The organism is Microcystis aeruginosa FD4 (assembly GCF_009792235.1).
Lineage (GTDB): Bacteria > Cyanobacteriota > Cyanobacteriia > Cyanobacteriales > Microcystaceae > Microcystis > Microcystis viridis.
In genome coordinates, this window is the sequence record NZ_CP046973.1 from 728,692 (window position 1) to 753,661 (window position 24,970).

Below are 24,970 nucleotides of genomic sequence, written 5' to 3' on the forward strand. Positions count from 1 at the left end.
ATTATTTGACGATTCATCCACAACTAGCGGGGGTTATTTACCTAAGAGATAAGTAAATATTATTTTAAGTTTATTTAAGGCTGTCATTACTAATGGTAAGTTGAGCCGGGTAAATTTTCCCGTAGTATCAAAAAGGAAACTCATTCGACCCGTTCAGTCTAAACGGCGAGAGAAGGCATTTTGAGACTGAGGAACAACCTATGGCAAAGACAACAGAGACAACCACTTATAAAGTCACCCTGAAAACACCCGATGGCGACCATACAATTGATGTTCCCAATGATGAATATATTCTCGAGGCAGCAGAAGAAAAAGGATTAGATCTACCTTCTTCTTGTCGTGCTGGTGCTTGTTCTGCTTGCGCCGGTAAACTCGAATCTGGTAGCGTTGATCAATCCGATCAATCCTTCTTGGATGACGATCAAATTGAAGCGGGTTATGTCCTCACCTGTGTCGCCTATCCTACTTCTGACTGTGTGATCACCACCCACAAAGAAGAAGATTTGTACTAATTTAACTCAATATTTGGGGGTTAGATACTCCAACAATAATAGAGCGGGAACTGCAAGAGCGACAGTTCTCGCTTTATTTGTATTGGCTCTTGACTCAACAGTGAGATGCAGACCAAAAATTATACCAAATCCTGTTATTAAAAACTGATTATTTATTTCCCCTTTTGCCTCTTGCCTGTTGCATGAGTGCCTCTCCTCATAACTAGCCTGTACTCAACGGATTTAGTATTAATCATGCCAGAGGTTTCCTACAAATCTATAATTATATGGTAGTATAGTTATAAAGTTATACAAAGGGAGTCAGAGATCATGCTATTCCGTCAGATGTTCGATCCTGAAACCAGCACTTATACTTATTTGATTGCCGATCCCGTCAGCAAGGAAGCGGTATTGGTGGATCCAGTGCGGGAACAGGTGGAAAGGGATTATCAGCAATTACAGGAGCTAGGATTAACGCTAAAGTATTGTTTAGAAACCCATGTTCACGCCGATCACATCACAGGAACTGGAAAATTAAGGCAAATCACAGGCTGTCAGGGTATAGTTCCCGAAAATGCTCAAGTAGCCTGTGCTGATCGCCATCTGACGGATGGAGAGGAATTATTGCTAGGAAATATCATCATCAAAGCGATCGCTACTCCTGGCCACACCGATAGTCATCTAGCCTATTTAGTCAATAACAGTCATATTTTGACAGGAGATGCCCTATTTATCCGGGGTTGTGGTCGTACCGACTTCCAAAGCGGCGATGCTGGCACTCTCTTTGATTCAGTCACGCAAAAACTTTTCACTCTCCCCGATAGTACCCTAGTTTATCCTGGCCACGACTATCGCGGGTTAAGCGTCTCCACCATTGCCGAAGAAAAACAATACAATCCTCGTTTTGTCGGACGTAACCGCAGACAATTTATCGAGTTTATGAACAGTCTTAATTTACCCGATCCCAAAAAGATCATGGAAGCTGTTCCCGCTAACCAAGGCTGCGGCAATTTAGGAGTTGTTTTAGCTTAAATATCCCTTCAGGAGATTAACGATGACCGGTACCACAAATCAAGCAAAATTACAAGAATTTGATGCCCATACTTTAAAAAACTTAATTGAGCGCCGAGAAGTGTGCTTAATTGACGTGCGAGAACCGGGGGAGTACGCCAGCGATCGCATTCCAGGGGCGAAATTATTACCACTTTCCAGTTTTAACCCTAATTCGATCGCTTTTGACCCCAATCAAACCCTAGTTCTCTATTGTAATTCCAGCAGCAGATCCACTGTAGCGGCACAAAAACTGATTGCGGCAGGATTTAGCCAAGTTGCCCAGTTAAAAAACGGCTTAAATACTTGGAAAAGTGCGGGTTATACCACCGAAAAAGACCAAAATGCGCCAATTAGTCTATTCCGTCAGGTGCAGATTGTTGCTGGTTCCTTAGTTGTCCTCGGAACAGTATTAGGAGCCTTTCTCTCGCCTTGGTTCCTGATTTTAAGCGGTTTTGTCGGTTCTGGTCTAGTTTTTGCGGGGATTAGTAATACCTGTGCTTTAGCTATGCTTCTGGCTAAACTTCCTTATAATCAACCCCATCAGTAAGCAGTAATCAGTCATCAGTAATCAGTAACCAGTAACCAGTAAATAACTGATAACAAGAGAAGAATCTAAAACCAAAGATGTACTTAGTTTCTAGCCTTCTTTTTAGGTAGGAGAATTGCCAGATTCTTTACTTGGGGCCTGTTGCCTTCAGAAACTGATAACTGATAACTGATAACTGATAACTGATAACTGAAATGACTTGGTTAATTGGACATTTATTAGCCGTTTGTACGGGGATTAGTCTGGGATTGCTAGGAGGAGGAGGTTCTGTACTAGCATTACCGATTCTAGTCTATGTGATGGGAGTACCGACCAAATCGGCGATCGCTATGACGCTTCTAGTCATCGGTAGTGTCAGTTTACTTGGCACGATTCCCCACTGGAAAAAAGGCAACATTAACTTAAAAATCGCTTTTATCTTCGGTTCTGCGACGATGGTAGGGGCTTTTTGGGGAGCAAGATTAGCCACATTACCCTTCGTCACTGCCACCTTCCAGATGCTCCTGTTTGCAACACTAATGGTAATAGCAGCAGCCTTTATGATTAGTAGATCAACACAGATAGATAATCCTGATTATAAAGCCCGCGATCGGCCAAAAAATCTGACTCTCTACCCCCAACCAGTGTGCCGATATTGCTGGCTCTGGTTAATGAGCGAAGGAATTGCTGTGGGTGTCCTGACGGGATTAGTTGGGGTTGGGGGAGGCTTCGCTATCGTTCCCGCGCTGGTATTATTGGGTAAAATCCCCATGGTGCAAGCGATCGCTACTTCCCTGCTGATTATTTCCCTCAATTCTGTAGCGGGATTACTGGGCTATTTAGGTCAAATTAGCGTCGATTGGCAGTTAACCCTATCTTTTGCTTTTGCGGCTGCCCTCGGTACTCTTATCGGTTCCTATCTGGGACAGTTTGTGTCCGCAAAACAGTTACAAAAAGGTTTTGGTTATTTTCTCTTAGCGATCGCAACTTTAGTTTTAATTCAAAATCGTCACATCCTGCACAATTTCCTGACTCCGAAAAGCAATTCTCTCATCCCGGTGGAAAAGACTATCAACCGAACCAAAGTTAATTAAGACTAATAACTGATAACTGATAACTGATTATCGGCCCACTTCAGCGAAAATCTCGGCTAAAATCTCTCCAGCACCAGCGTCGCGCAATTTATGGGCTAAATCTCGTCCTAAAGCTTCCCCATGGCTAGGATCACCGCTAACCGAGTCCTTAATCAGGCGCTTACCGTCGAGACTAGCCACCATCCCCGTTAAAGTTAGCATACCATCCTCGATCGCCGTATTCACTCCGATGGGAACTTGACAGCCCCCCTCCAACTCCCGTAAAAAAGCCCGTTCAGCATAGCATTTATCGCGACTAGGGGCGTGTTCCAACACTTTTAGGACTTCCAAGACCTCCGGATCAGCATCGCGGCATTCTATCCCTAAAGCCCCCTGTCCCACCGCATGGAGAGAAATCGCTGCCGGGATAACCTGATGAACTCGATCGCCTAATCCTAACCTTTCCAATCCCGCTACTGCCAGAATAATCCCATCGTATTCTCCCGCGTCCAATTTTGCCAGACGGGTGTTGACATTGCCGCGCACATCTTTGAAAGTCAGATGGGGATAATGGTGACGCAACTGGGCCAATCGACGCAGAGAAGAAGTCCCAATTACTGAACCTTCTGGTAAATTATCTAATTGATAGTCTTGATTTTGGCTATTTACCACCAAAGCATCGGCCGGATTAACTCTTTCGGTGACGCAACCCAAGATTAAGCCTTCGGGTAAATTAGTGGGCAGATCCTTGAGAGAATGGACAGCAAGATCGATCGATCTATCCAACATTCCCACTTCTAATTCTTTGGTAAATAAACCCTTATCACCGATTTTCGCCAGGGCCACATCGAGAATTTTATCGCCTTGGGTACTCATCGTCTCCACCTCAAACTGTCGATGGGGGTGGTGTTTACTCAATTCTGCCTGTACCCAGTAGGTTTGTACTAGGGCTAACTGACTTTTACGGGAACCGATACGCAGGGAACGAGGAGGACTAGAAACGGACATATCTGAAGTAGGAATTTAACTAAACATCTATCTGACTGCTCGATCTAGACTATCCTGATCTCACCCCTGTTGAGTAATCACTTTCTGGGTTGGGGGTAAATAGTTACATCTCTTAATATTTTTAGACAAATAGGGTGATGGGGTTTTCGGGAAATAGCCATAGGTTTGCTGAATCTCCCCCAATCCCTTTACTAGAATAGGATGATGAGGTCAAAGTTTTTGCGGCTATAGGTTGAACTAAGCAGAGTAAAACCATTATTCCCGATGGCACAGCAAAGCTAAAAGCTCAAGTTAAAATAGAAAAACCAAGGTTAAAACAGAGTCTAACCAATAACAATATTTTAACGGAAAAATTGACTAATTCAGGAGTTATTATCATGCTAGACCAAATGATGAAGATGTTAGAAGGACAACAAATAAACTCTTATCGTCTGAATAAGTTTATCGGTGCGTGGGGTTTTGGAGGTGTATTTCATGCCAGTGAAATAGTCAGAAATACATCGGTTCAAGAAGTGGCGATTAAAGTTATCCCCGAAAGTAGCGATGATAAATTAATTGAGTTACAAAATGCCAGAAAGTTAGAACATTCTAATTTAATTAAAGCTTATTCCGTGGGGGAATTTCGTTTTCTCAATACGGAGATGCTTTATTTAGTGATGGAACTGGCACAGGGTAGCCTAGAAAATCACATTCAAAAAGGCGGTTTGTCATCGGGGGAGATTAAAAATATTACTGTTCAAGTCGCCCAAGGTTTAAATTATCTTCATAGTCAAAATAAAGTCCATCGAGCAGGGTAATCGCACGTCGTTTTGGATAAAATGTAACAGACAGAGGTGACTGAATGTCGTGCCTAGCAGGGCGAACTGAGAGGAGTTAATCTGAGAGGAAGCAAAAAGTTACATGGTGTAGCAGTTGAGCATGGCATCCGGTTTTGGTCTCCTAGTTTTAAACCCCAAGCAAGAGCGAGAGGCAAAGGTTTTAAGAAACAGTGTCTTGAAACATTTTCAGCATCTAGAAGACCCGAGAGCGGACAGGGGGCGCAATCATAGCCTAGTATCGATAATTACCATAGCTATCTTGGCGGTATTAGCTGGTGCCGATGGGTTTGTCGCCATAGAAGCCTACGGTCAAGCCAAGCAATCTTGGTTGGAAACATTTTTAGACCTACCGAAGGGGATACCTTCCCACGATACCTTTGGCAGAGTGCTAGGGATGCTAGAACCCAAGCAATTACAGTCAGGATTCCTGGCGGGTGATAGGGGAAATCACCGAGAAATTGAACATAGAACTAATCCCTATAGATGGGAAAACAGCCAAGAATTCTTATGACCGAGAGGAAAAGCTGAAAGCTTTGCACACCGTCAGTGCTTGGAGTAGCGAACATGGGTTAGTCTTAGCCCAAGAAAAAGTGGACAGTAAATCCAATGAAATTACCGCCGTGCCGCACCTGCTGCAATTGCTCAATCTCAAGGGAGCGATAGTCACCTTGGATGCCATGGGAACCCAAACTGAAATTGCCCAACAAATCAAGTCTGGGGCCGGAGATGACGTCTTAGCCCTCAAAGGCAATCAGGGCAAGCTCTTTCAACAAGTAGAAGGCTGGTTTGACCAAGCTATAGCCGGGGATTGGCAAGGGATTGAATACAGCTACCACGAAAAGGTGGAGTCGGGGCATCACCGGCTCGAAACCCGTCAAATTTGGGTAGTGCCAGTGTCTCAATTACCGCCCCTGCATCGGCAGAGTCTGTGGCCTGGCCTAACCACCCTAGTCATGGTTCGCAGTGTCCGCCGGTTGTGGAATAAAACTACGACAGAAATTCGCTTCTTCGTCAGTAGTTTAGCAGCCGGTGCCCAAAAACAGGCCGAGGTGGGTAATGATTCGGTAGTAGTGGCGTAGCTCTCTTGCTTACCTGGTATGAATTGTGTAAAATATTTATCAATAAAAATAATTGGAACCCGCTCAGTCTTTAAACCTCTAGCTTGCTCATGACTTTTCTGATAAATATCTTTTTCTGGCTCCTGTCTGGCTTACTCAAATATCAGTCTAGCACCGAACCAAGTCCCCCCCCCTAGTTCACCTCTATTCCCCTGTCAAGCGTTGTGGTTCTCACCATAGGATCAAGAATGGTTCTATTCATAAGGGAAAACCCAAACGTCAATGTAAAGAATGTGGTCAACCGTTTGTGATCAATCCCACTAATAAAACCGTCTCTGACGAAACTAAACAATTAATTGATCAACTCTTGCTTGAACGAATTTCCTGACGAGGAATTGCTAGAGTAACAGGAGTAAGTTGGTCATGGTTACAAAATTATGTCAACAATAAACTGGCGGCTGTCCCCCGTTAAATAAAGGTTTCGGACAAACCAAAAGGTAAATTGGTTAGAGAATTTGATGAGATGTGGTCTTTTGTTTTTTCTAAGACGATAAAGGTTTATATTTGGCGGTTAATTGATAGAAAGACAAGAGAAATTATTGGTTGCTATGCGCGGAGATAGGAGTCGTCAATCAGCCAAAAAACTTTGGGGCCAGTTTACCAGACATTTACCGACAATGTGCGGTTGCTTACACAGACTTTTGGGAGTCCTATAAGACAGTAATTCCTAGTAAACGTCATCGACCGGTCGGAAAAGAAACTGGTCAAACTAATCCTATTGAAAGATTAAATAATACCTTTCGACAAAGGATTTCTCGGCTGGTGAGAGAGAGTCTATCTTTCTCTAAAAAAATGGAGAATCACGTTGGGGAACCCTTTGGTATTTTATCCATGACTACAACCCACATTCCGCACCCTAAGCTGTCACAGAGAGAAATTACGGAGAGAAAAAATCAAAGTGAGCATAAAAATAAACATAAGGAGCGAAAAAAGGCATTTGAGAAACAGTAAAGCACCACAAATGGCATCAAAACCTATTCTCAATAAGGAGCAATAAGAATTAACACCACCTAGAGGAGTCAACAGATAAATAAAAGAAGAAATCCAAGAGATAAATCATAATTTAGACTAATCAATTAAAGTAAAAAACTAAATTATAGACATAGTAAAATGGAGCTATAAATCAAAGATATTAGCTCATGTTCACTCATAGAAATTAAATTGATAGAGATAATAATTAGGTGGCTAATTGATAGTAACGTAAACAATCATCTGGTAAAAGACGCAAGATAAAATCTCTGTCCTTATTCCAATTAGAAATATGTTCCTCCTGATTGAGTGTAATCAAATGAATACACGGAAAGCATTGAAAAATCCAGCGTAAAGTAGGGGAATTAGTTGCTTTACCTAATTGATTTTTAATTGTTGATTTAGACTCTTTCAGAGCATTTCTAATTTGACGTTGAGCCAATGTATAAACCAAGAGACATAAACCCATAATCATTCCCATAGACTCTATTCTCTCAGGACTTTTAAGGAAAATACTATCTGCAAAAAATAATGGGTCTTTGAGAAAACCAAACCCCCGTTCACATGATTGTTGAGCTTTATATTCCCTGAGCATAGAATCATCACTAAGTTCCTGTGAATTTAAAACATTCGTAGCAATAATAAAACGTCCTGCACTCAGCAATTCTGTATTAATTTTACTTTCATCCTGGCAGACTGTAGCTGATATTTGGTAGGATATTTCATTTAGAGAATCTTTTTTATTAGATTTGGCTGGAGTCACCTTACTTTCGTTAATTTGGTGATATTTGAACTGGGTTGATAATTTTGATAATGCCTTGATAGCATCTGCTTCACAAGCAAATCTCTCTTGTGATAACTTTTTCAAATCAAGAACCGCTTTTGATTCGGCTTTGGTAATTTTTTGGGTGAGTTTACGCAGGTCTGATTCTCTTCTTTCTTGACTTTGTACTACTAACCATCTTTGTTCTATTCCTGCATAATTTTCGGTTTTTGATCCTAATTTATATCCTGGTATTGTACTATCAATAAATTCTGATTCTGGTATTGTTGATATTAATGATTTTGCTACTTTTATGCTTAATGGTACTCGACATAACCACTGTAAATCTGACATCATTTTCAGGTTTGATTCTGTATATAAGGCAGAGTCAGCAACAATGAGACTATTAACTTCTAATTGTTTGTGATATTCTACTGCTATTTGACCAAAACATGATGAGTCTGCTTGGTTTCCTGATGCTAGTTTCAAAAATATTGGGATGTCTCCATCTCCTGAACATATCCTTTCTATGATGAACTGTTTTAAGTCCGGCCGATGGTCACGAGAATAACCATAAGTGATGGTTATTTCTTTTGGTGATTTTACTGCTATTTCTTCTAATTCTTGGTTATTTCCTATTTTTTGATTCTCAAATATTACTTCTGGTAAGCTAGTGTTATACTGCCCATGTACGTGGATTGATGATGAGTCTAGATGTGATGTTGATAGTGATACTCCAAATTTTTGGGCGGCTTTTACTGCGATGATGAAAAATATTGTATCTAATCCTTTTATAAATAGTTTATCCATGACTCTCCCCAATTTATCGTCGTTGAGATATTCTGGTTTTACTCCTGTTCCTATTAGATGTTCACAGGCGATTGTTTCAAAATATTCGGGAAACATATATAAGGGTTTGGAAACAAATCCTAACCCGTTGATTATCATGGCTTTTACTACTTGACCTGCATTTACTTTTTCGTCTTTTTCGACTCCTATCAATTCGTTTATTATTTCTACTATTCCGATTGAGTCTATTATTCCTGCCACTATCCCTAGATGGTCTATGTTCTGAATTTCTATTTCTTGGGGTTTTAATTTCACAACAGATTCCTCCACTACTTCTATTGTAATCAATTATTTCTTGTTTTCTGAACAATTATTTTTTTCTCTTGAATTTTCTCTTTCTCGCTCCATACCCCTTTTAATGCTATATATTCTCATTAACCCTTTTAACCTTTGAATTAACTTTAGTTATTATGTACTACTTTAATGGCTTTTTTGATCTGTGACAGTTGAGGGTGCGGAATGTGGGATCTAAAGAGGGAAAAACTGAAAGTATTCCTTTAGAAGTTATTCCCCCCGCACAGTAAAATCGGACAAAATCAATTTCTGGTGGGGTAGGGTTGATTTCTCCCAGCCATTGCCGTTCTGCGTTTCGCCCCTACCTCGCCCTCCTCGACTACCTCATCGGGTTTCGGGTTGTGTGCGTCCCCCCTAATCAGTAAACAGTGAATAGCTATCAGTGAACAGTGGGAAAAACTGATAAATGCGCTCTCTTTTCTGTCGTTAGGTGGGTCGATTTTTTTGAGAAAATTGAAGTATATTAAGTTTTATTAAGAGCAATGAAACTGAAACGGTTATCGGTGATTCAAAAGTATTATAATTGTCTTTGTTATCCTAAATCAATAGTTTCTGCTTGTCAATAATTATGAATAGTTATCAAACCTATTTAACCATCGATCATTCTCAGAAGATTATCCTCTCTAACTTACCCTTTAAAGCAGGAACAAAGTTAGCCATTAACATTCAAGTAGTTGAGGATGAAAGGACAGAAGCAGCTTTTGAAGCCTTATTAGATAAAACCAAGGGAATCTGGACTAAAGGAGATAGCTTAGAATATCAGCAAAAAATTCGGGAGGAGTGGATATGAAACGATTAATAGACTCCTGTATTTTAATCGACCATTTTAATGGTATTACCCAAGCTACAGTTTATCTAAAAGCTCACCGAGATGAAAGTTATATTTCTGTCATTACTAAAGCCGCAGTTCTCATTGGTTTTGATGATGATAATTCCTTTGAAGAAGCAGGAGAATTATTAGGACATTTTCCCCTGATAGACTTAGATGTCAACATCACTGATTTAGTCATTCAAATCCGTCGTGAACAAATCAAAAAAAAGGCAACTAAACAGCCTAACAAAAAGGTTATTCAATGGAAATTGCCCGATGCCATTCAAGCATCGGTCGCCCTTTACTATAATCTCAAATTAGTCACTCGTAATACCCAAGATTTTGATCTCAATCAACATCCATTTATTGAGATTCCCTATACCATCTAACAATAAAACTGAAACAGTTATCGGTGATTTAAAAGTATTATAATTGTATTTGTTATCCTAAATCAATAGTTTTTGCGTGTCAGAACGTAGGTTGGGTTGAAGCATGAAACCCAACGCCCGCATGGGTTACGAAGTGCGCTAACCCATCCTACAAATAATTGTGCCTCCCTACTTATCCTAAATCAATAGTTTTTGCGTGTCAGTAATTATGAATAGTTAGGGCTTGCTGAAAAAGTACGGGCGAAGCATTCGGATAGAAAATCTACGGTTTCACCGATAGGTTATTGCCCAAAGACTTCGCCCCTACAGGATGCGGGCTGATGAAGACGCAAGGTTTTTGAGCCACTAGCTTTAAAATCCTGCACCTGTTTCGCGAGAAAAGCCACAAAACCCTTACCTTGCCTACATTTCACATTTATTCAGCAAGTGCTATTTACTTTTAGTCAAAATTAATTAACTTCTAACCCCGGAATGCTTAACTGTTCGGTTTTTGGCTGTGTTTCCCCCAGATAATCCCCTTGCAACATATTAATTAAACAGCCACCAAGATGATAGGCCATATTCACGGGAACCGCATTACCAATCTGTCGATATTGAGAGGTTAAGTTACCGGTAAATTGCCAATCATCGGGGAAGGACTGCACTCGTGCATATTCTCTCACAGTCAAAGGACGAGTTTCTTGGGGATGGCATCTTTCTGTTTGGGTTTGTGCCGGACTACAGGTAATAGTTAAAGCCGGTTCATCCCAAGATAATCTTTTAGCATATCCTGTCCGTCCGCCGTGATTTTTAAGACTATTTTTCATATATTCTTTTTGAATATCCATCGGCAAATTCCGCCAATTTCCTCCTGCGGGAACTAAAGACATAATCTCTTTTTTTCTTTCTTTATATTCTACTCCTGGAGAACTTGGACAATTCTCTAGGGCTTTTTTCAGAGAAATAGTATAGTTTTTATATTGGGGAAAGATGGGTTTAATATTTAGGTCTTGACGGGTGGCGATAATAATTAATCTTTCTCTTTTTTGGGGAACATCGAGAAATTGAGCCGATAAAACTTGATAAGCAGCATAATAACCGATTTCCTGTAAAGCTTGCAGCATTAATTGCAGGGTTTCTCCTTTTTTATTACTTAATAATCCTCGAACATTTTCGGCCATAGCGATTTTAGGTTGTACTTCCTGTAAACAACGAGCAAATTCAAAAAATAAGCTCCCTCTCAAATCTTCTAATCCTTTCCCTAACCCAGCATAACTAAAAGGTTGGCAGGGAAAACCTCCAGCTACAATATCTATTTTGTCTCTAAAATTAGAAAATTTAATATTTTTTATGTCTTGATTTATAACATTCCATTGCGGTCGATTGAGTCTTAAAGTATTAACACAATCTTGGTTGATTTCCACCAGTAATTGCGTTTTTAGTCCCGCATTTTCTAAACCTAAAGCCATACCACCACAACCAGCGAATAATTCAATAACCGTGTAATTAGTTGGCTCAACAGTTTTTAAAATTCTCAATTCTCCGGGGGATTGGTTATTTTTAAGATTGGTTAATTGCTCGAGATCAAATAACCAATCAACTTGATTGATTTTCTGACCTTTGATTAATTTTTTCTTTTGCCATGTTAGTATTTCTGCGGTAGTTACACCGAGAATATGAGCGGCTTTTTGTAGATTTACCTGAGTCATAATCAATAATTAGCAACTTATCTACATCTTGATTATACATCAAAGTAGCTAAACTTGATAAAGTTCTTTTTCGATTTTCCTGACTGTCATCTTTAACTTATTCAGGATAGTTTCATAATCTAAGTCCAACATTGACCAAAAAGCTTGTCCTGCTAATAGCTCAATATTATTCTCTTTAGCTTTGGTTTTGCTAATTGTCCAAGAATTGCCCATATCTAAAGCAGCGGCAAAAACTGAGTTAGGATGTATTTTTAATTCATTGATACTCCGATCACTCTGGCTACCAGTAAGAGTATCTTTTTTCGTTTTTAATTGAGTGTATTTGATTATTCCTTGATTAAAAACTACTAAATCCACACCTTTTATTTTAAAATTTAGAATTTTTTCTGGTACAAAAACCTGTGAACTAATAGAAGCAATTTCTTCTAAAGTATGACCTAGACTTTCGGAGATAAGATTGACATATTTATTAGATAAGTACAAGTTTTCACATTGAGCAAACTCAAAAATATTTTTAAATCCTTTCTTCTTTTTCAGAGATATATTTTTAAAATCCTGTTTTTCTTTCAGGATTTTTTCAACTACTTTAGACTGGAACTCATCCAAAGCATCATCGATTTTTTGATCCCTATTGTCTGCAATGTCTGTGTCTGTTGTTCTATTTTCTTGAAAATATTCAAAAATGAAATCATCAATTAGACGACAAGTTTGATAAGTATCTACCAAGTCATGAGTAACAAAGGTAGGAATTTTGATCGAAGGTTTCTGTAAATTAATTTCCTCTAATAATTGGGTCAAGTTATGGCGATAAGAGTATAAATAGCTCATCAGAGTTAGTTGCTGGGTTGGGATTGTTTACTTTTTGCTTAAAACTATTAATTTAATTGTTGCTGCTGGTCATATCAACAAATATTAATTAGACACCAGCTATAACGACATCGAGATAATAGACAACAATAAAGGCTGAACCTTGTTCAGCCTCCAGTATAACTTTTAACTCTTTCCTACTTGCGTCCCGGAACTGTATATTTAAAATTCATCGGGCCAGTATAACCAGAAACCTCCGCTAATTTCTCTAATCTTTGGGTTCCCGAATATTCTTGACCCTTAATAATCCAAGTGGGGAAACCTTTAATTCCGGCATCGCGACAAGCTTGGGGATTACCATTAACCCCTTGGGGATCGCATTCGATATAAACCCCTTCTTTTTTGAGGATTTCTGCAGCTTCCTTACCAGATAACTGTTTTTGATCGTAACAGTGGGGACACCAAAAAGCCCCGTATTCTTTCGCACCAATTGCTTTTAAATGTTTAGCTAGGGCGATTTCTGCCTCTCCCGAAACCGTAGTTACTTCCCAACCGTAGGGAGGTGTAGCAGCTGTCATTGGCCGGGTAATTTCTTCTTTTCCTCCTGTCACCGTGGGGGAATTTACTCCTGCGTAAACCGCTAAAGTTCCCACTAAAGTAATCATTGCCACTACAACCATCGGCAGTATAATTTGTCCTAAACCTTCCCATTCGCGCCCGACAATTGTGAGAATTAATAGGGTTAAAGCGAACAAAGCCGAAGTGATGCAGTAGGGACACAATTCCTTTAATTCCGTGGCTAGAATATACATTAAATAACCACTAAATACCGCCATCGCCGTCGCCCCCGCTAACAGCAATAACCAAGTATTATTTTCTAAACTTTTGCGGAGATTTTTCTGAGTTTCCCCATTAATAAATAGAGGACTGAGGGCAAAAACCGCCATGGCAATATAGGCCAAAAAACCGAACAAACTCAAGGGCAGCCCGAAAACCGTAGCGTAGGGACTATTAAGAACACCACTACAACCAGCCCCATCACTAGCCCCGGCGGTACAGGCCGCAGTCCCTCCCGTCAGTTTGGTAATGGTTAAATAGCCGGTCAGAATCGCCCCCACGATCGAAACGCCCCCAATTAGGGGCCGGGAGTAGCGATGAATCCAAGGTACAGAACGACGACGCATAATATTATTTAGATTAAATTACAGCACAATTCAGGAGTCAGGAGTCAGAAGTCAGGAGGGAAATCTAAATGTACTTTGTCGAAAGGAAAAATCCCGTAACGATATTGTGTTAATTAGGAGGTTTTCAATTCCTAAAAACTTAGGATCGCTATCCCCTGAAACTATCCGCCATTCTAGCAAGGGGTTATGTGGACAGAGGCAAAGAAGGGAGAGAATTATTAATTTTTGCTTTTTGATCGTTGATCTGCCGGGCCGTTTCCACAAATTGCGACACCCGGATCGGATCCACCGGTTCAGTAATTTTGCCATGACGCTTGAGGGAACTAGCCACGATCACCCCATCGGCAGCCGGCAGTAACCGCCCGATATTGTCTAAATCAGCCCCGCTGCCGATAAAAACCGGTGTTCCCTTGGCCGCCGCCACTGCCAGTTCCAAATCCTCAAAACTGGGGGGGCTACCGGTGGACCAACCAGAGAGGATCACCCCGTCTGCTAGTCCCCGTTCGATCGTATCTTGCACTGCCGTAGTCAGATTAGGAGTTCCCAAGGGGCGGGCGTGTTTAACCAAAACATCCGCTAAAATTTTGACCTCAGACCCCAATTCGCGCCGATAGCGCAAGAGTTCGTGGGCCTGACCCTCAATAATGCCCTGATCGGTAGCCATAACCCCCGTTAGCACATTAACTCGAATAAATTGGGCATTGACACAGGTAGCGATCGCTAAGGCACTATGGGCATCATTGCGGAGAACATTAAGACCAATCGGTAGGACCACCAGATTTTTAATGCGATCAACAATTAAAGTCATGGCACTAACCACGGCGGGATCCACCTGTTGCTTAGTAAAGGGGGCATCAAAAAAATTCTCGATAATCAAACCATCAACACCACCAGCAGCCAAGGCCGTCGCCTCCTGTTCAGCCCGCTCGATCACCGTCTTGAGACTACCACCCCAACGGGGGGAAGTGGGCAGGGGGGCGAGATGAACCACGCCAATAATCGGGTTTTTTGTCTTGAAAGTTGCAATTAAGTTCACAGCGTCTACTACTCTTAGCGTCCCCAACCAGGCGCCGCTCACCCATTTTAACAGGGTCAAGGCCTAGCCACGGGGCCCCAGGGGGGAAATTATTTTAACTTACTGTCAGCATTCGTCCCGAAGCGCTTAGTGCGATGGGACAGGGCTTTTAAAGGGGCGAAGTAATTCGCCCCACAGTTCCCCTCATGAATGCTGACTTTGTATATAGACAATTCCAAAAAACTATGTTATCATAAACAGGTCTTGACCACTATTCCTTAAGCGATAACCAAGCTCGACGGGTCGTGTTGCAAGAAAAAGTGTGGGTCTTAGGAACTAGGACTCCTGCCTGGGTCGGGAAGGTAAGACTTGCTATCTTTCGAGGTAGAAAGCGCATCCCATTGAAGCAGGAAGCTCTCAAATCCGTTGAGAGTAGTTCACAATGTCTTAACATTAGAGAAGTTTAAGATTTGGTTGATACTCGATCGCATGGGCAATAAGCCAACCATCGCCATCTCACACCTAGGCTGTGAGAAAAACCGGATCGACTCCGAGCATATGTTAGGACTGCTGGCCAAGGCCGGCTATCCCGTAGATAATGACGAGGAGTTGGCCGATTACGTTATCGTTAATACCTGTAGTTTCATTCAAGCAGCTAGAGAAGAATCCGTTCGCACCCTCGTGGAACTGGCGGAAGCTAATAAAAAAATTATTATCTCCGGCTGTATGGCCCAACATTTCCAAGATGAACTCCTGACGGAATTGCCGGAAGCCGTGGCCATTGTTGGCACGGGAGATTATCAGAAAATTGTCGAGATTGTCGAACGAGTAGAGACGGGAGAACGAGTCAAAGAAGTCAGTGCCGATCCCACTTTTATCGCCGATGAAAATCTGCCCCGTTATCGCACCACTACCGAGGGAGTCGCCTATCTGCGGGTGGCCGAAGGCTGCGACTATCGCTGTGCCTTCTGTATTATTCCCCACCTGCGCGGTGATCAAAGATCACGTTCGATCGAGTCAATTGTGGCCGAAGCGCGACAATTGGCCAGCCAAGGGGTGCAAGAATTAATTCTCATTTCGCAAATAACAACCAATTATGGGTTAGACTTATATGGCGAACCCAAATTAGCGGAACTCTTGCGAGCGCTGGCAGAAGTCGATATACCTTGGATTCGCGTTCACTACGCTTACCCGACCGGGTTAACGCCAAAGGTTATCGAGGCGATCCGAGAGACCCCGAATGTTTTACCCTATCTAGACTTGCCGCTACAGCATTCCCATCCCGACATCCTGCGGGCGATGAACCGTCCCTGGCAAGGACGAGTCAACGATGGCATTATCGAGCGGCTCAAGCAAGCTATCCCGAACGCGGTTTTACGAACGACTTTTATCGTCGGTTTCCCCGGAGAAACCGAGGAACATTTCAGCCATCTGCTGGAATTTGTCAAGCGTCATCAGTTCGATCACGTCGGGGTGTTTACCTTCTCCGCCGAAGAAGGTACAGCCGCTTTTGACCTGCCCAATCCAGTGCCACAGGCAATTATGGACGAACGCCGCGAAAGGTTGATGTTAACTCAGCAACCAATCTCGGAGCGCAAAAATCAAGCTTATATCGGTCAAACTGTCGATGTTCTCATCGAACAGGAAAACCCAGAAACAGGAGAATTAATCGGGCGCTCGGCTCGTTTTTCCCCAGAAGTGGATGGCTTGGTTTATGTGACAGGGGAGGCGATTCTAGGTGCGATCGTACAGGTCCGAATTACTGCGGCCGATACCTACGATCTCTACGGCGAAATAGTCTAATTTTTCCATTTTTCTAATTTAATTCCCACAAAACAATCCCTATGACCACTGGTTTCAACAATTTAGGTTTATCCGATAGCCGTCTTCAACACCTAGAAACGCTTGGATTCACCACCCCCACCGAAATTCAATCCAAAGCCATCCCTCTTCTGTTAGAAGGGCATGACATGGTAGGAATGTCCCAAACGGGAACCGGCAAAACTGCCGCCTATTCCCTGCCTTTACTGGAACGCATGGACACCAAAAATCCTAACGTTCAAGCTTTAATCCTCACCCCCACCCGGGAATTAGCCCAACAGGTGGCCAGCGCCATCAAAGATTTCTCTGATGACCGTCGTCTGTTTATCCTGACAGTCTGTGGTGGTCAATCCATGGAACGTCAGATCCGCAGTCTGGAAAAAGGTGTCCAGATTGTGGTCGGCACTCCCGGCCGGGTAATTGATCTGCTCGATCGCAAAAAACTCCATCTCGAATCCTTAAACTGGGTAGTCCTCGATGAAGCGGACGAAATGCTCAGTATGGGTTTTATCGATGATGTTAAAAAGATTCTGCAAGCATCCCCCTCCACCCGTCAAACCGCCTGTTTCTCGGCAACCATGCCCCGGGAAATCCGCGATTTAATCGCTAATTTCTTGAAATCTCCCGTTTCTGTGACGGTTTCTCAAACCCAGGCTGCTCCTGCTAAAATCGAGCAGAAAATTTATATGATCCCTCGCGGTTGGACGAAATTAAAAGTCCTGCAACCCCTTTTAGAGATCGAACCCCTAGAATCGGCGATTATTTTCGTCCGCACCAAGCAAACCGCGGCCGAATTAACCAGCAAACTGCAAGAAGCGGGGCAAACGGTGGATGAATACCACGGTAACTTAAGCCAAGTGCAACGGGAACGACTGGTGCAACGTTTCCGCGAGGGCAAAATTAAATTAGTGGTAGCCACGGATATCGCGGCCCGCGGTCTAGATGTGGAAAACCTCAGCCACGTTATTAACTATGATCTGCCAGATAACGCGGAAACCTATATTCACCGCATTGGCCGCACCGGCCGCGCCGGTAAAACGGGAACTGCTATATCTTTAGTAGAACCGATCGATCGGCGTTTATTACGTCAGATTGAACAGCGTCTGCGTCAACGTCTGGAATCTAGTCCCATTCCTAGTCGCACCGAAGTAGAAGCAAAACGCCTGGCCAAGCTGCAAAATCAGCTAAAAGAGGCTTTATCTGGGGAACGGATGGCTTCTTTCTTGCCTTTAGTACGGGATTTAAGCGCAGAATACGATCCCCAAGCGATCGCAGCGGCCGCCCTGCAAATGATCTACGATCAAAATTGTCCCCAGTGGATGAAAACTGATTGGGAAGTTCCCGCAGCGACGAGCAGTAAACCGGTGATTAATAAAACTCCCCGCAGTGGTGGTAATAAGTATCCTTCTAAGTCGAATAACCGTCCTTCCTTGGACAAAAAAATCGTCTTTCAAGAACGTTAATTTTTAGTTCTTGAAGAAGTAATTTTAGAGTTGATAGACCGTTTTGGTTCTATCAACTTTTTTTTGTCAGGTAATTTCCCAGTACGTCGTCGAAAGCATTCTACATAATTTTATAGCTAAACTTTCGATAATTGATTCTAATCAAGTATTTGGGCTTTTTTTGACATTTTTGCTGATAATTACTATATAATTGTCTTAAATGAATAAATTTGAATATTTAATATGTCGAGTTCGTCAGAACCTTATCGTGGGAGGGTACAAGCTCAAGGAGACGATATCCAGCAAGAGGGTGGATACAGTTGCCCTTGGGCAAGAAAAAATCCTGTGACTGCTCAAGAAGGATTATTATTTCTTGCTAATATTAAAGGGCAATGCAATGAATTTCAACGAGAGGAACGGAAACAAGCTTTTAGAAAAGCTGAACGCTTTGTTACAAATGCTAGTGAGCAAGGTGGTGTCACTCCAGAGGCACAACCGCACTCATTTCAGGATTCTAAACGTAACACTAAAAACGCCCGTGTAGATATTGAAATTCGCAGTGGTCTTACCTTTATCCCTTCGCCCCAAACAGAATGACAACGATGCTTAGAAGAGTACAACAATTTTTAGACTCTGGCGATAGTGATAGAGCTAGAGAAGAAATTGATAGAGCTTTCGGCAATCTGAGAAAGTTAGATAGTCATGTTAGAGAGTTTGCCGCTCTGTTGGCACTGGGATCGATCGAAGCTTCAGAAATCGGCTTAGGAGTATTGGGACGTAAGCTTCTACAGAATGACAGCGAGATTAATAATGAGGTTATTTGGTTATTTATTGCGTCAATTTTATCTCGCAATAGTATTCCCGCTGATAGTCCATCTAGAATCAGCCTACTTGTTCTTACCGCTTCTGTCAATAGTTGGGAATTACCAATTTTTGCGCTTCTTGCCCCTGCCCTCGACGCTTTTTTTAAAGTTAGTCTTGCGGACGGAACCCCTTTAATTGCCGAACAAACTCTTGATTTTTTGACCACTTGGGGAAGAATTTATGCTAAAGCACCTCATGTCAAAACGCAGCTTAAAAAACTTCAATCTCTTAGTAATAATCTATTAGAGCAAGTGGATGACTTAGAGTTAAAAGCTGAATGGTCAGAGGGAATTAATATATTTTTTGAAGAAGCCAGTACAACCAAATATTCCGATAGTAATGTTTTTTATGCTGGTGAAGACTTAATTAAAAAAATTTATAATACTCAAAGTTTACAGCGCGATACAGAAGATAAGAATTTGGCAGAGACAAAAGACAAGTTACTCCGATTAGTCACTTCGTCTTCTGCTACTATTTCAGCAGCTCTGAGGCCAGAAATTACCGTTGATAGTCATGGAGTAATTAATACTAAATCTGGTTATTAAAAACTGATTATTTATTTCCCCTTTTGTCTCTTGCCTTTTGCCTGTTCTGATATGTAGCGCTCAACGGATTTAGTATTAATCCTATATACTTTTGACTTTTTTATACTGTTCCGTAACGGCGGCATTTAATAGATCATCTTTAAAATCTCTGATTAATTTAATTACTAAATTATAAATACTGATGTATTCTTCATAATCGATAGTTAAATACTTGCCATGAGCAATTTTATTTCTTTGGGTGAGAAGTTGTTCATCAATAGCTTTCTGCCGCAGTTGATATTTACTATCATCAATTCCTAGAATAGTACAGATATCAGTGAAAACTTCAAAATTGAGATTAGATTTGGTGTTAATAATATTTTCGTAGGGTATAGAAGCTCTATTTTCTAGGTTATCAAGTAAATTTTTGATCATCTCTTTTTGTAACTTAAATTTATTGGTTTTTATTAACTCATTTATAGATTTTCTAGAACTAAGGGCAACGAAACAGTAATCCAGTTCATGATAATTTAATCTTCTTAAGGAAACAAACTGCAAATAACATTCTGCTGCATATTTAATAAAACCTTCCCAATGGGCATATATAGTGGTTATTCCGGCTCTAATTAATACATCTTGCTCAGTTCCTTTTTGTCGAGGAATTTTAGTTTTTAAAATACTAAGTTCTCTGATTCGCCATGCCATATCTTCATCTAAGTTTTTCTGGAGAATTTCGATAGTTCTATTATCTTTACTCATTACTTTTTAAAATATTTTTTGCCAAATTCAATCATTTTGTGCATTCTAGTTCTAGCTCTCGATCCTGTACCGATGTTAGAAATAAAGTCAGATTCTGACCACATTTCCTGAATTTTTGTTTTTAGCAGTTCAATATCTTGAGTGGAGTAATCATCAATATTTTCTCGTAATCCTGTGGTGATCGCTTCATAAGCAGAATCGAGAAATTTCCCCTTGAATCTTGTTCCATCATATTTGGTAAAAGTATCTTCATTCGTCGCTTCAGCAAGCAATGAAAACATTTTAGCGAATTTTTCTTGCTCTAACACACGATCAAAAGTGGTGGAATTGCATAATTCTATCAAATAGTCAGTCAAATATTCATTAACCTCTTTTTTGTTCAATGATGTTGGACCAAATGTGGGAGAAGACAGGGCAAAATATTTGAGAATTAGTTCCAAGTCGTAGCGTTCTTGTCTTAATCGCTCGGATAGGGAAATACAATTTTTAAAGTCCTCATTTTCTGCCAAGTCTTCTAACCAATTATATAGGCTTTTATCTAGCATAATCAAAAGACAATTACGCACCTCTTGATAAGATAAAAAAGAGCCACCGGTATTTAAACGATCAAAAACTTCAAACTTAGCATTTTTATCCGATTCTTTTTGGATAATCTGAACCTGTATTTTCGCTCTTTTGAAATCTATTTTTAGAGATGGGGGCAAATTATACTCTCCTTCCTCTGCACCTTCCCACATAACTCCGTTTAAGCTAGGTAATAACTTAGTACCTTGAAGCACCAGTTTCGGTTTTTTCTTAGTTTCATCGTCCTCATCTCTTAAATCGCCAACAAATTCCAAAATTGTTGAAATCCTTTGTAATCCATCCACCAATTCCCAAACACTATCTTCTTCTCTCTGATAGACAAAAATAGAGGGAATAGGAATTCCTAATAGTATCGATTCTATGAATCGGCTTTTTTGGGCTATTGTCCAGCGAAAATATCTTTGAAAATCTGGATTAATTGTCATTTCTTTGTTATTATAAAGACTAATAATCTCTCCGATTGACATAGGATAGTTATCGGTACGAAATTCTTTAGTTTTTGCCTTAACTTCTTCTAATAAATTCATCTTATACCAGTTATCTTAATGGTGAAGTACACAGTTTTCGTTTTGGGGAGCCGGTCGTCAGGATTCGATACCAAATTAGGTTACACTTCATCTTTAGGAACAAAGCTGTAATTTTTCTATACTCAGTATAATCTCTCTATTCTACTTTAATACCATCCGCCAATTTTAAAATGAAACGCGTCAACCTCAAGAGTTGACAGAAAAAGGCTCATCCCCGCAATTGGCAAAAACATCAATTTTCAGGTGGCTAATCTGCAAAGACGCGATTTATGTCCCGATATTGCGGTGATGTTAGCTTGGATTGAACAGGCGAAAAGGTTCCCCAGTTAAAATAAGCCCTATTTCTGATAATTTTGGCATAAATTAACCAAAAGTACTGCCATTCCATCCCCAAAGATCACCTTTCGCCTCGGCAAATTCTAGATAAATACGATTTTTCGGTATTCCTAAATAAGCCTCAATTTCTTGACAAAAATCACTACTCATGCTTTTAGTTTGAGCGGCAGAAATAGAACCAACACTTTTAATCTCCACATAACACACCGGCTCAAAAGTGCCAGCAAAAGTCATTTTTATACCCGATTCTAAAGCTGTCATCACATAGGATTCCGGTTTCCGGAGATGTTTACCTAATTTAGCCGAAAGACTCTGCAAAAGTTGATTAACCGTCTCATCATCGAGGGAGGTGACAGAAGTTTGAATTTTAATTAGAGGCATAGGAAAAATCTCAGCAATATTTTTCTATAGTATAACAGTTTTGATGGCAATCACAGATATTCTTTTGCTGCAGAAAGCTTCAATTATCGAACCACATAACTCTGGCTAGATATTCTTTGATGATCAGCTGTTGTGCATTTAAATTAGGTATTGTTAAAATTGGAAAAACAAGCAAAAACCCTTACCTGTTCCCCGTTCCCTTAACTCAACAACCAATCTAAATGTTCTAGAGCTTACCTAGCTGTTATAATTAAATAAATGTCCCAGCCAGGGGAAAAACTATGACAACTCTCGACATTTTACCAGAAGTTACCTGTCCCCCCACCGATTTATGGAGTGATGAACCACCCTTGGAAAGTGATTTACACCTGCAACAGATCATAATTCTTCTCAGTTGTCTAGAATTATTATGGCAAGAGAAAAACGATTACTACGCTTCCGGTAATCTGACTATCTACTATAACGAAGAACAACTGAAAAAGCGCGATTTCTGTGGTCCTGATTTTTTTGTGGTTTTAGATACAGAAAAACGTCCCCGCAAAAGTTGGGTGGTTTGGGGAGAACAGGGGAAATACCCCAATGTAATCGTCGAGATTCTTTCCGATTCTACGGCCAATATTGACCGCAATAAAAAGAAAATTCTCTATCAAAATACTTTTCGCACTCCTAATTATTTTTGGTTCGATCCTAATACGTTAGAATGGCAAGGATTTAGACTAATTGAAGGACAATATCAAGCTATTTCTGCCAATGAGCAGGGTTATCTATGGAGTGAACAGTTAGGATTATATTTAGGCATATTTGACCAGAAACTGCGTTATTTTACCGTCGATGGTCAATTGGTTCCCACTCCCCAAGAAGCTGAATTAGAGCAAAGACAAGCAAAGGAACAGATTCTTTTAGAAAAGGAACAGATTCTTTTAGAAAGGGAACAGATTCTTTTAGAAAGGGAACAGGAACGACAGGCAAAAGAACAGGCTCTTTTAGAAAAAGAACAAGAACGACAAGCTAAGGAAAAATTAGCGGCAAAATTACGAGAATTAGGCATCAATCCTGAGACAATTTAGCCAGTTAAAATTCCCCATCCCTAATTCCTAATTGATAATTTCTCATAGCTGTTATAATTAGATCAATGTCCCAGCCAGGGGAAAAACTATGACAACTCTCGACATTTTACCAGAAGTTACCTGTCCCCCCACCGATTTATGGAGTGATGAACCACCCTTGGAAAGTGATTTACACCTGCAACAGATCATAATTCTTCTCAGTTGTCTAGAATTATTATGGCAAGAGAAAAACGATTACTACGCTTCCGGTAATCTGACTATCTACTATAACGAAGAACAACTGAAAAAGCGCGATTTCTGTGGTCCTGATTTTTTTGTGGTTTTAGATACAGAAAAACGTCCCCGCAAAAGTTGGGTGGTTTGGGGAGAACAGGGGAAATATCCCAATGTAATCGTCGAGATTCTTTCCGATTCTACGGCCAATATTGACCGCAATAAAAAGAAAATTCTCTATCAAAATACTTTTCGCACTCCTAATTATTTTTGGTTCGATCCTAATACGTTAGAATGGCAAGGATTTAGACTAATTGAAGGACAATATCAAGCTATTTCTGCCAATGAGCAGGGTTATCTATGGAGTGAACAGTTAGGATTATATTTAGGCATATTTGACCAGAAACTGCGTTATTTTACCGTCGATGGTCAATTGGTTCCCACTCCCCAAGAAGCTGAATTAGAGCAAAGACAAGCAAAGGAACAGATTCTTTTAGAAAAGGAACAGATTCTTTTAGAAAGGGAACAGATTCTTTTAGAAAAGGAACAGGAACGACAGGCAAAAGAACAGGCTCTTTTAGAAAAAGAACAGGCTCTTTTAGAAAAAGAACAAGAACGACAAGCTAAGGAAAAATTAGCGGCAAAATTACGAGAATTAGGCATCAATCCTGAGACAATTTAGCCAGTTAAAATTCCCCATCCCTAATTCCTAATTCCTAATTGATAATTTCTCATAGCTGTTATAATTAGATCAATGTCCCAGCCAGGGGAAAAACTATGACAACTCTCGACATTTTACCAGAAGTTACCTGTCCCCCCACCGATTTATGGAGTGATGAACCACCCTTGGAAAGTGATTTACACCTGCAACAGATCATAATTCTTCTCAGTTGTCTAGAATTATTATGGCAAGAGAAAAACGATTACTACGCTTCCGGTAATCTGACTATCTACTATAACGAAGAACAACTGAAAAAGCGCGATTTCTGCGGTCCTGATTTTTTTGTGGTTTTAGATACAGAAAAACGTCCCCGCAAAAGTTGGGTGGTTTGGGGAGAACAGGGGAAATATCCCAATGTAATCGTCGAGATTCTTTCCGATTCTACGGCCAATATTGACCGCAATAAAAAGAAAATTCTCTATCAAAATACTTTTCGCACTCCTAATTATTTTGGGTTCGATCCTAATACGTTAGAATGGCAAGGATTTAGACTAATTGAAGGACAATATCAAGCTATTTCTGCCAATGAGCAGGGTTATCTATGGAGTGAACAGTTAGGATTATATTTAGGCATATTTGACCGGAAACTGCGTTATTTTACCGTCGATGGTCAATTGGTTCCCACTCCCCAAGAAGCTGAATTAGAGCAAAGACAAGCAAAGGAACAGATTCTTTTAGAAAGGGAACAGGAACGACAAGCAAAAGAACAGGCTCTTTTAGAAAAAGAACAGGCTCTTTTAGAAAAAGAACAAGAACGACAAGCTAAGGAAAAATTAGCGGCAAAATTACGAGAATTAGGCATCAATCCTGAGACAATTTAGCCAGTTAAAATTCCCCATCCCTAATTCCTAATTCCTAATTGATAATTTCTCAT

Annotated in this window: 24 protein-coding genes and 2 pseudogenes; 17 read left to right on the forward strand and 9 right to left on the reverse strand. The window is 40.6% G+C overall.

Translation table 11 applies throughout. The features are described from left to right. Nucleotides 1-200 precede the first annotated feature (200 nt). From GQR42_RS03780 to GQR42_RS03795, 4 genes are all read left to right on the forward strand, one after another. The gene (locus tag GQR42_RS03780) at nucleotides 201-512 is read left to right on the forward strand and encodes a ferredoxin (protein ID WP_158198958.1); all 312 of its coding nucleotides are present in this window, start codon (nucleotides 201-203) and stop codon (nucleotides 510-512) included. 309 nt (nucleotides 513-821) lie between these two features. Next, nucleotides 822-1,523, forward strand: a complete 702-nt coding sequence (locus tag GQR42_RS03785; RefSeq protein WP_158198959.1) for an MBL fold metallo-hydrolase — start codon at nucleotides 822-824, stop codon at nucleotides 1,521-1,523. 22 nt (nucleotides 1,524-1,545) lie between these two features. Next, nucleotides 1,546-2,091: a rhodanese-like domain-containing protein gene (locus tag GQR42_RS03790; protein WP_158198960.1), complete on the forward strand. Its 546-nt coding sequence runs from the start codon at nucleotides 1,546-1,548 to the stop codon at nucleotides 2,089-2,091. A 194-nt stretch (nucleotides 2,092-2,285) separates the two neighbouring features. Further along, entirely contained in the window at nucleotides 2,286-3,164 is an 879-nt protein-coding gene (locus tag GQR42_RS03795; protein ID WP_158198961.1) for a sulfite exporter TauE/SafE family protein, read from the forward strand. Between the two features lie 27 nt (nucleotides 3,165-3,191). On the opposite strand, the gene hemC is transcribed toward GQR42_RS03795, so the two are convergent. Then, nucleotides 3,192-4,151 (reverse strand): hydroxymethylbilane synthase, encoded by a 960-nt coding sequence (hemC, locus tag GQR42_RS03800; protein WP_158198962.1) that lies wholly within the window; start codon nucleotides 4,149-4,151, stop codon nucleotides 3,192-3,194. 377 nt (nucleotides 4,152-4,528) lie between these two features. Here hemC and GQR42_RS03805 point away from each other — a divergent pair. The 4 genes and pseudogenes from GQR42_RS03805 to GQR42_RS03820 form a co-directional block, all read left to right on the forward strand. After that, nucleotides 4,529-4,939 (forward strand): annotated as a pseudogene (locus tag GQR42_RS03805) (protein kinase domain-containing protein); the annotation flags it as partial. 130 nt (nucleotides 4,940-5,069) lie between these two features. Next, nucleotides 5,070-5,480, forward strand: coding sequence for a transposase family protein (locus GQR42_RS03810; RefSeq protein WP_158198963.1), 411 nt, complete (start codon nucleotides 5,070-5,072; stop codon nucleotides 5,478-5,480). After that, the gene (locus GQR42_RS03815; protein ID WP_158198964.1) at nucleotides 5,428-6,048 is read left to right on the forward strand and encodes an ISAs1 family transposase; all 621 of its coding nucleotides are present in this window, start codon (nucleotides 5,428-5,430) and stop codon (nucleotides 6,046-6,048) included. The genes GQR42_RS03810 and GQR42_RS03815 overlap by 53 nt, the downstream gene beginning before the upstream one ends. A gap of 220 nt (nucleotides 6,049-6,268) precedes the next feature. Beyond that, a pseudogene (locus tag GQR42_RS03820) lies at nucleotides 6,269-6,947 on the forward strand (IS1 family transposase). 317 nt (nucleotides 6,948-7,264) lie between these two features. Here the strand turns inward: GQR42_RS03820 and GQR42_RS03825 are convergent. Beyond that, nucleotides 7,265-8,923 (reverse strand): IS1634 family transposase, encoded by a 1,659-nt coding sequence (locus GQR42_RS03825; protein WP_158198965.1) that lies wholly within the window; start codon nucleotides 8,921-8,923, stop codon nucleotides 7,265-7,267. Nucleotides 8,924-9,530: 607 nt separating this feature from the next. On the opposite strand from GQR42_RS03825, the gene GQR42_RS03830 reads away from it, so the two are divergent. Together GQR42_RS03830 and GQR42_RS03835 are read left to right on the forward strand one after the other, a co-directional pair. Beyond that, entirely contained in the window at nucleotides 9,531-9,752 is a 222-nt protein-coding gene (locus GQR42_RS03830; protein WP_158198966.1) for a hypothetical protein, read from the forward strand. Next, nucleotides 9,749-10,162, forward strand: a complete 414-nt coding sequence (locus tag GQR42_RS03835; RefSeq protein WP_158198967.1) for a PIN domain-containing protein — start codon at nucleotides 9,749-9,751, stop codon at nucleotides 10,160-10,162. Before GQR42_RS03830 ends, GQR42_RS03835 begins: the two co-directional genes overlap by 4 nt. A 449-nt stretch (nucleotides 10,163-10,611) precedes the next feature. Here the strand turns inward: GQR42_RS03835 and GQR42_RS03840 are convergent, their stop codons facing one another. The 4 genes from GQR42_RS03840 to btpA form a co-directional block, all read right to left on the reverse strand. Continuing rightward, nucleotides 10,612-11,850, reverse strand: a complete 1,239-nt coding sequence (locus GQR42_RS03840; RefSeq protein ID WP_158198968.1) for a DNA cytosine methyltransferase — start codon at nucleotides 11,848-11,850, stop codon at nucleotides 10,612-10,614. A gap of 48 nt (nucleotides 11,851-11,898) precedes the next feature. After that, a complete protein-coding gene (locus tag GQR42_RS03845; protein WP_158198969.1) occupies nucleotides 11,899-12,678 on the reverse strand; it encodes a hypothetical protein in 780 nt (259 codons plus the stop codon). A 176-nt stretch (nucleotides 12,679-12,854) separates the two neighbouring features. Further along, a complete protein-coding gene (locus tag GQR42_RS03850) occupies nucleotides 12,855-13,841 on the reverse strand; it encodes a vitamin K epoxide reductase family protein (RefSeq protein WP_158198970.1) in 987 nt (328 codons plus the stop codon). A gap of 184 nt (nucleotides 13,842-14,025) precedes the next feature. After that, a complete protein-coding gene (gene btpA, locus GQR42_RS03855; protein WP_002776905.1) occupies nucleotides 14,026-14,877 on the reverse strand; it encodes a photosystem I biogenesis protein BtpA in 852 nt (283 codons plus the stop codon). A 468-nt stretch (nucleotides 14,878-15,345) separates the two neighbouring features. Between btpA and rimO the strand changes: the two genes are divergently transcribed. The 4 genes from rimO to GQR42_RS03875 all read left to right on the forward strand — a co-directional run bounded on the left by rimO (nucleotide 15,346) and on the right by GQR42_RS03875 (nucleotide 19,528). Continuing rightward, nucleotides 15,346-16,659 carry a 30S ribosomal protein S12 methylthiotransferase RimO gene (rimO, locus tag GQR42_RS03860; protein WP_158202373.1) on the forward strand — a complete coding sequence of 438 codons (1,314 nt, stop codon included), beginning with the start codon at nucleotides 15,346-15,348 and terminating at the stop codon, nucleotides 16,657-16,659. 41 nt (nucleotides 16,660-16,700) lie between these two features. After that, nucleotides 16,701-18,140 (forward strand): DEAD/DEAH box helicase, encoded by a 1,440-nt coding sequence (locus tag GQR42_RS03865; protein WP_158198971.1) that lies wholly within the window; start codon nucleotides 16,701-16,703, stop codon nucleotides 18,138-18,140. Between the two features lie 324 nt (nucleotides 18,141-18,464). Continuing rightward, the gene (locus GQR42_RS03870; protein WP_233271254.1) at nucleotides 18,465-18,716 is read left to right on the forward strand and encodes a hypothetical protein; all 252 of its coding nucleotides are present in this window, start codon (nucleotides 18,465-18,467) and stop codon (nucleotides 18,714-18,716) included. Nucleotides 18,717-18,721: 5 nt separating this feature from the next. Continuing rightward, nucleotides 18,722-19,528, forward strand: a complete 807-nt coding sequence (locus GQR42_RS03875) for a hypothetical protein (protein ID WP_233271255.1) — start codon at nucleotides 18,722-18,724, stop codon at nucleotides 19,526-19,528. A gap of 81 nt (nucleotides 19,529-19,609) precedes the next feature. On the opposite strand, the gene GQR42_RS03880 is transcribed toward GQR42_RS03875, so the two are convergent. The 3 genes from GQR42_RS03880 to GQR42_RS03895 all read right to left on the reverse strand — a co-directional run bounded on the left by GQR42_RS03880 (nucleotide 19,610) and on the right by GQR42_RS03895 (nucleotide 22,095). Beyond that, on the reverse strand, nucleotides 19,610-20,266 hold the full coding sequence (locus GQR42_RS03880; protein WP_158198973.1) for an MAE_28990/MAE_18760 family HEPN-like nuclease: 657 nt from the start codon (nucleotides 20,264-20,266) through the stop codon (nucleotides 19,610-19,612). After that, complete coding sequence (locus tag GQR42_RS03885) at nucleotides 20,266-21,378, reverse strand: DUF262 domain-containing protein (protein ID WP_158198974.1); 1,113 nt, start codon at nucleotides 21,376-21,378, stop codon at nucleotides 20,266-20,268. Before GQR42_RS03885 ends, GQR42_RS03880 begins: the two co-directional genes overlap by 1 nt. Before the next feature lie 363 nt (nucleotides 21,379-21,741). After that, entirely contained in the window at nucleotides 21,742-22,095 is a 354-nt protein-coding gene (locus GQR42_RS03895; RefSeq protein ID WP_158198975.1) for a phenylpyruvate tautomerase MIF-related protein, read from the reverse strand. Nucleotides 22,096-22,376: 281 nt separating this feature from the next. Here GQR42_RS03895 and GQR42_RS03900 point away from each other — a divergent pair, with 281 nt between their 5' ends. The 3 genes from GQR42_RS03900 to GQR42_RS03910 all read left to right on the forward strand — a co-directional run bounded on the left by GQR42_RS03900 (nucleotide 22,377) and on the right by GQR42_RS03910 (nucleotide 24,917). Further along, nucleotides 22,377-23,162 carry a Uma2 family endonuclease gene (locus GQR42_RS03900; RefSeq protein ID WP_158198976.1) on the forward strand — a complete coding sequence of 262 codons (786 nt, stop codon included), beginning with the start codon at nucleotides 22,377-22,379 and terminating at the stop codon, nucleotides 23,160-23,162. An 88-nt stretch (nucleotides 23,163-23,250) separates the two neighbouring features. Then, nucleotides 23,251-24,057, forward strand: a complete 807-nt coding sequence (locus tag GQR42_RS03905; RefSeq protein ID WP_158198977.1) for a Uma2 family endonuclease — start codon at nucleotides 23,251-23,253, stop codon at nucleotides 24,055-24,057. Between the two features lie 95 nt (nucleotides 24,058-24,152). Next, complete coding sequence (locus GQR42_RS03910) at nucleotides 24,153-24,917, forward strand: Uma2 family endonuclease (RefSeq protein WP_158198978.1); 765 nt, start codon at nucleotides 24,153-24,155, stop codon at nucleotides 24,915-24,917. The last annotated feature ends 53 nt before the right edge of the window (nucleotides 24,918-24,970 follow it).

Excerpts from the sequence above, each read along its gene's own strand:
- GQR42_RS03780 (WP_158198958.1), top strand. The coding sequence starts at position 201 with ATGGCAAAGACAACAGAGACAACCACTTATAAAGTCACCCTGAAAACA.
- GQR42_RS03785 (WP_158198959.1), top strand. The coding sequence starts at position 822 with ATGCTATTCCGTCAGATGTTCGATCCTGAAACCAGCACTTATACTTAT.
- GQR42_RS03790 (WP_158198960.1), top strand. The coding sequence starts at position 1,546 with ATGACCGGTACCACAAATCAAGCAAAATTACAAGAATTTGATGCCCAT.
- GQR42_RS03795 (WP_158198961.1), top strand. The coding sequence starts at position 2,286 with ATGACTTGGTTAATTGGACATTTATTAGCCGTTTGTACGGGGATTAGT.
- hemC (WP_158198962.1), bottom strand. The coding sequence starts at position 4,151 with ATGTCCGTTTCTAGTCCTCCTCGTTCCCTGCGTATCGGTTCCCGTAAA.
- GQR42_RS03810 (WP_158198963.1), top strand. The coding sequence starts at position 5,070 with ATGGCATCCGGTTTTGGTCTCCTAGTTTTAAACCCCAAGCAAGAGCGA.
- GQR42_RS03830 (WP_158198966.1), top strand. The coding sequence starts at position 9,531 with ATGAATAGTTATCAAACCTATTTAACCATCGATCATTCTCAGAAGATT.
- GQR42_RS03835 (WP_158198967.1), top strand. The coding sequence starts at position 9,749 with ATGAAACGATTAATAGACTCCTGTATTTTAATCGACCATTTTAATGGT.
- GQR42_RS03840 (WP_158198968.1), bottom strand. The coding sequence starts at position 11,850 with ATGACTCAGGTAAATCTACAAAAAGCCGCTCATATTCTCGGTGTAACT.
- GQR42_RS03845 (WP_158198969.1), bottom strand. The coding sequence starts at position 12,678 with ATGAGCTATTTATACTCTTATCGCCATAACTTGACCCAATTATTAGAG.
- GQR42_RS03850 (WP_158198970.1), bottom strand. The coding sequence starts at position 13,841 with ATGCGTCGTCGTTCTGTACCTTGGATTCATCGCTACTCCCGGCCCCTA.
- rimO (WP_158202373.1), top strand. The coding sequence starts at position 15,346 with ATGGGCAATAAGCCAACCATCGCCATCTCACACCTAGGCTGTGAGAAA.
- GQR42_RS03865 (WP_158198971.1), top strand. The coding sequence starts at position 16,701 with ATGACCACTGGTTTCAACAATTTAGGTTTATCCGATAGCCGTCTTCAA.
- GQR42_RS03875 (WP_233271255.1), top strand. The coding sequence starts at position 18,722 with ATGCTTAGAAGAGTACAACAATTTTTAGACTCTGGCGATAGTGATAGA.
- GQR42_RS03880 (WP_158198973.1), bottom strand. The coding sequence starts at position 20,266 with ATGAGTAAAGATAATAGAACTATCGAAATTCTCCAGAAAAACTTAGAT.
- GQR42_RS03885 (WP_158198974.1), bottom strand. The coding sequence starts at position 21,378 with ATGAATTTATTAGAAGAAGTTAAGGCAAAAACTAAAGAATTTCGTACC.
- GQR42_RS03895 (WP_158198975.1), bottom strand. The coding sequence starts at position 22,095 with ATGCCTCTAATTAAAATTCAAACTTCTGTCACCTCCCTCGATGATGAG.
- GQR42_RS03900 (WP_158198976.1), top strand. The coding sequence starts at position 22,377 with ATGACAACTCTCGACATTTTACCAGAAGTTACCTGTCCCCCCACCGAT.
- GQR42_RS03905 (WP_158198977.1), top strand. The coding sequence starts at position 23,251 with ATGACAACTCTCGACATTTTACCAGAAGTTACCTGTCCCCCCACCGAT.
- GQR42_RS03910 (WP_158198978.1), top strand. The coding sequence starts at position 24,153 with ATGACAACTCTCGACATTTTACCAGAAGTTACCTGTCCCCCCACCGAT.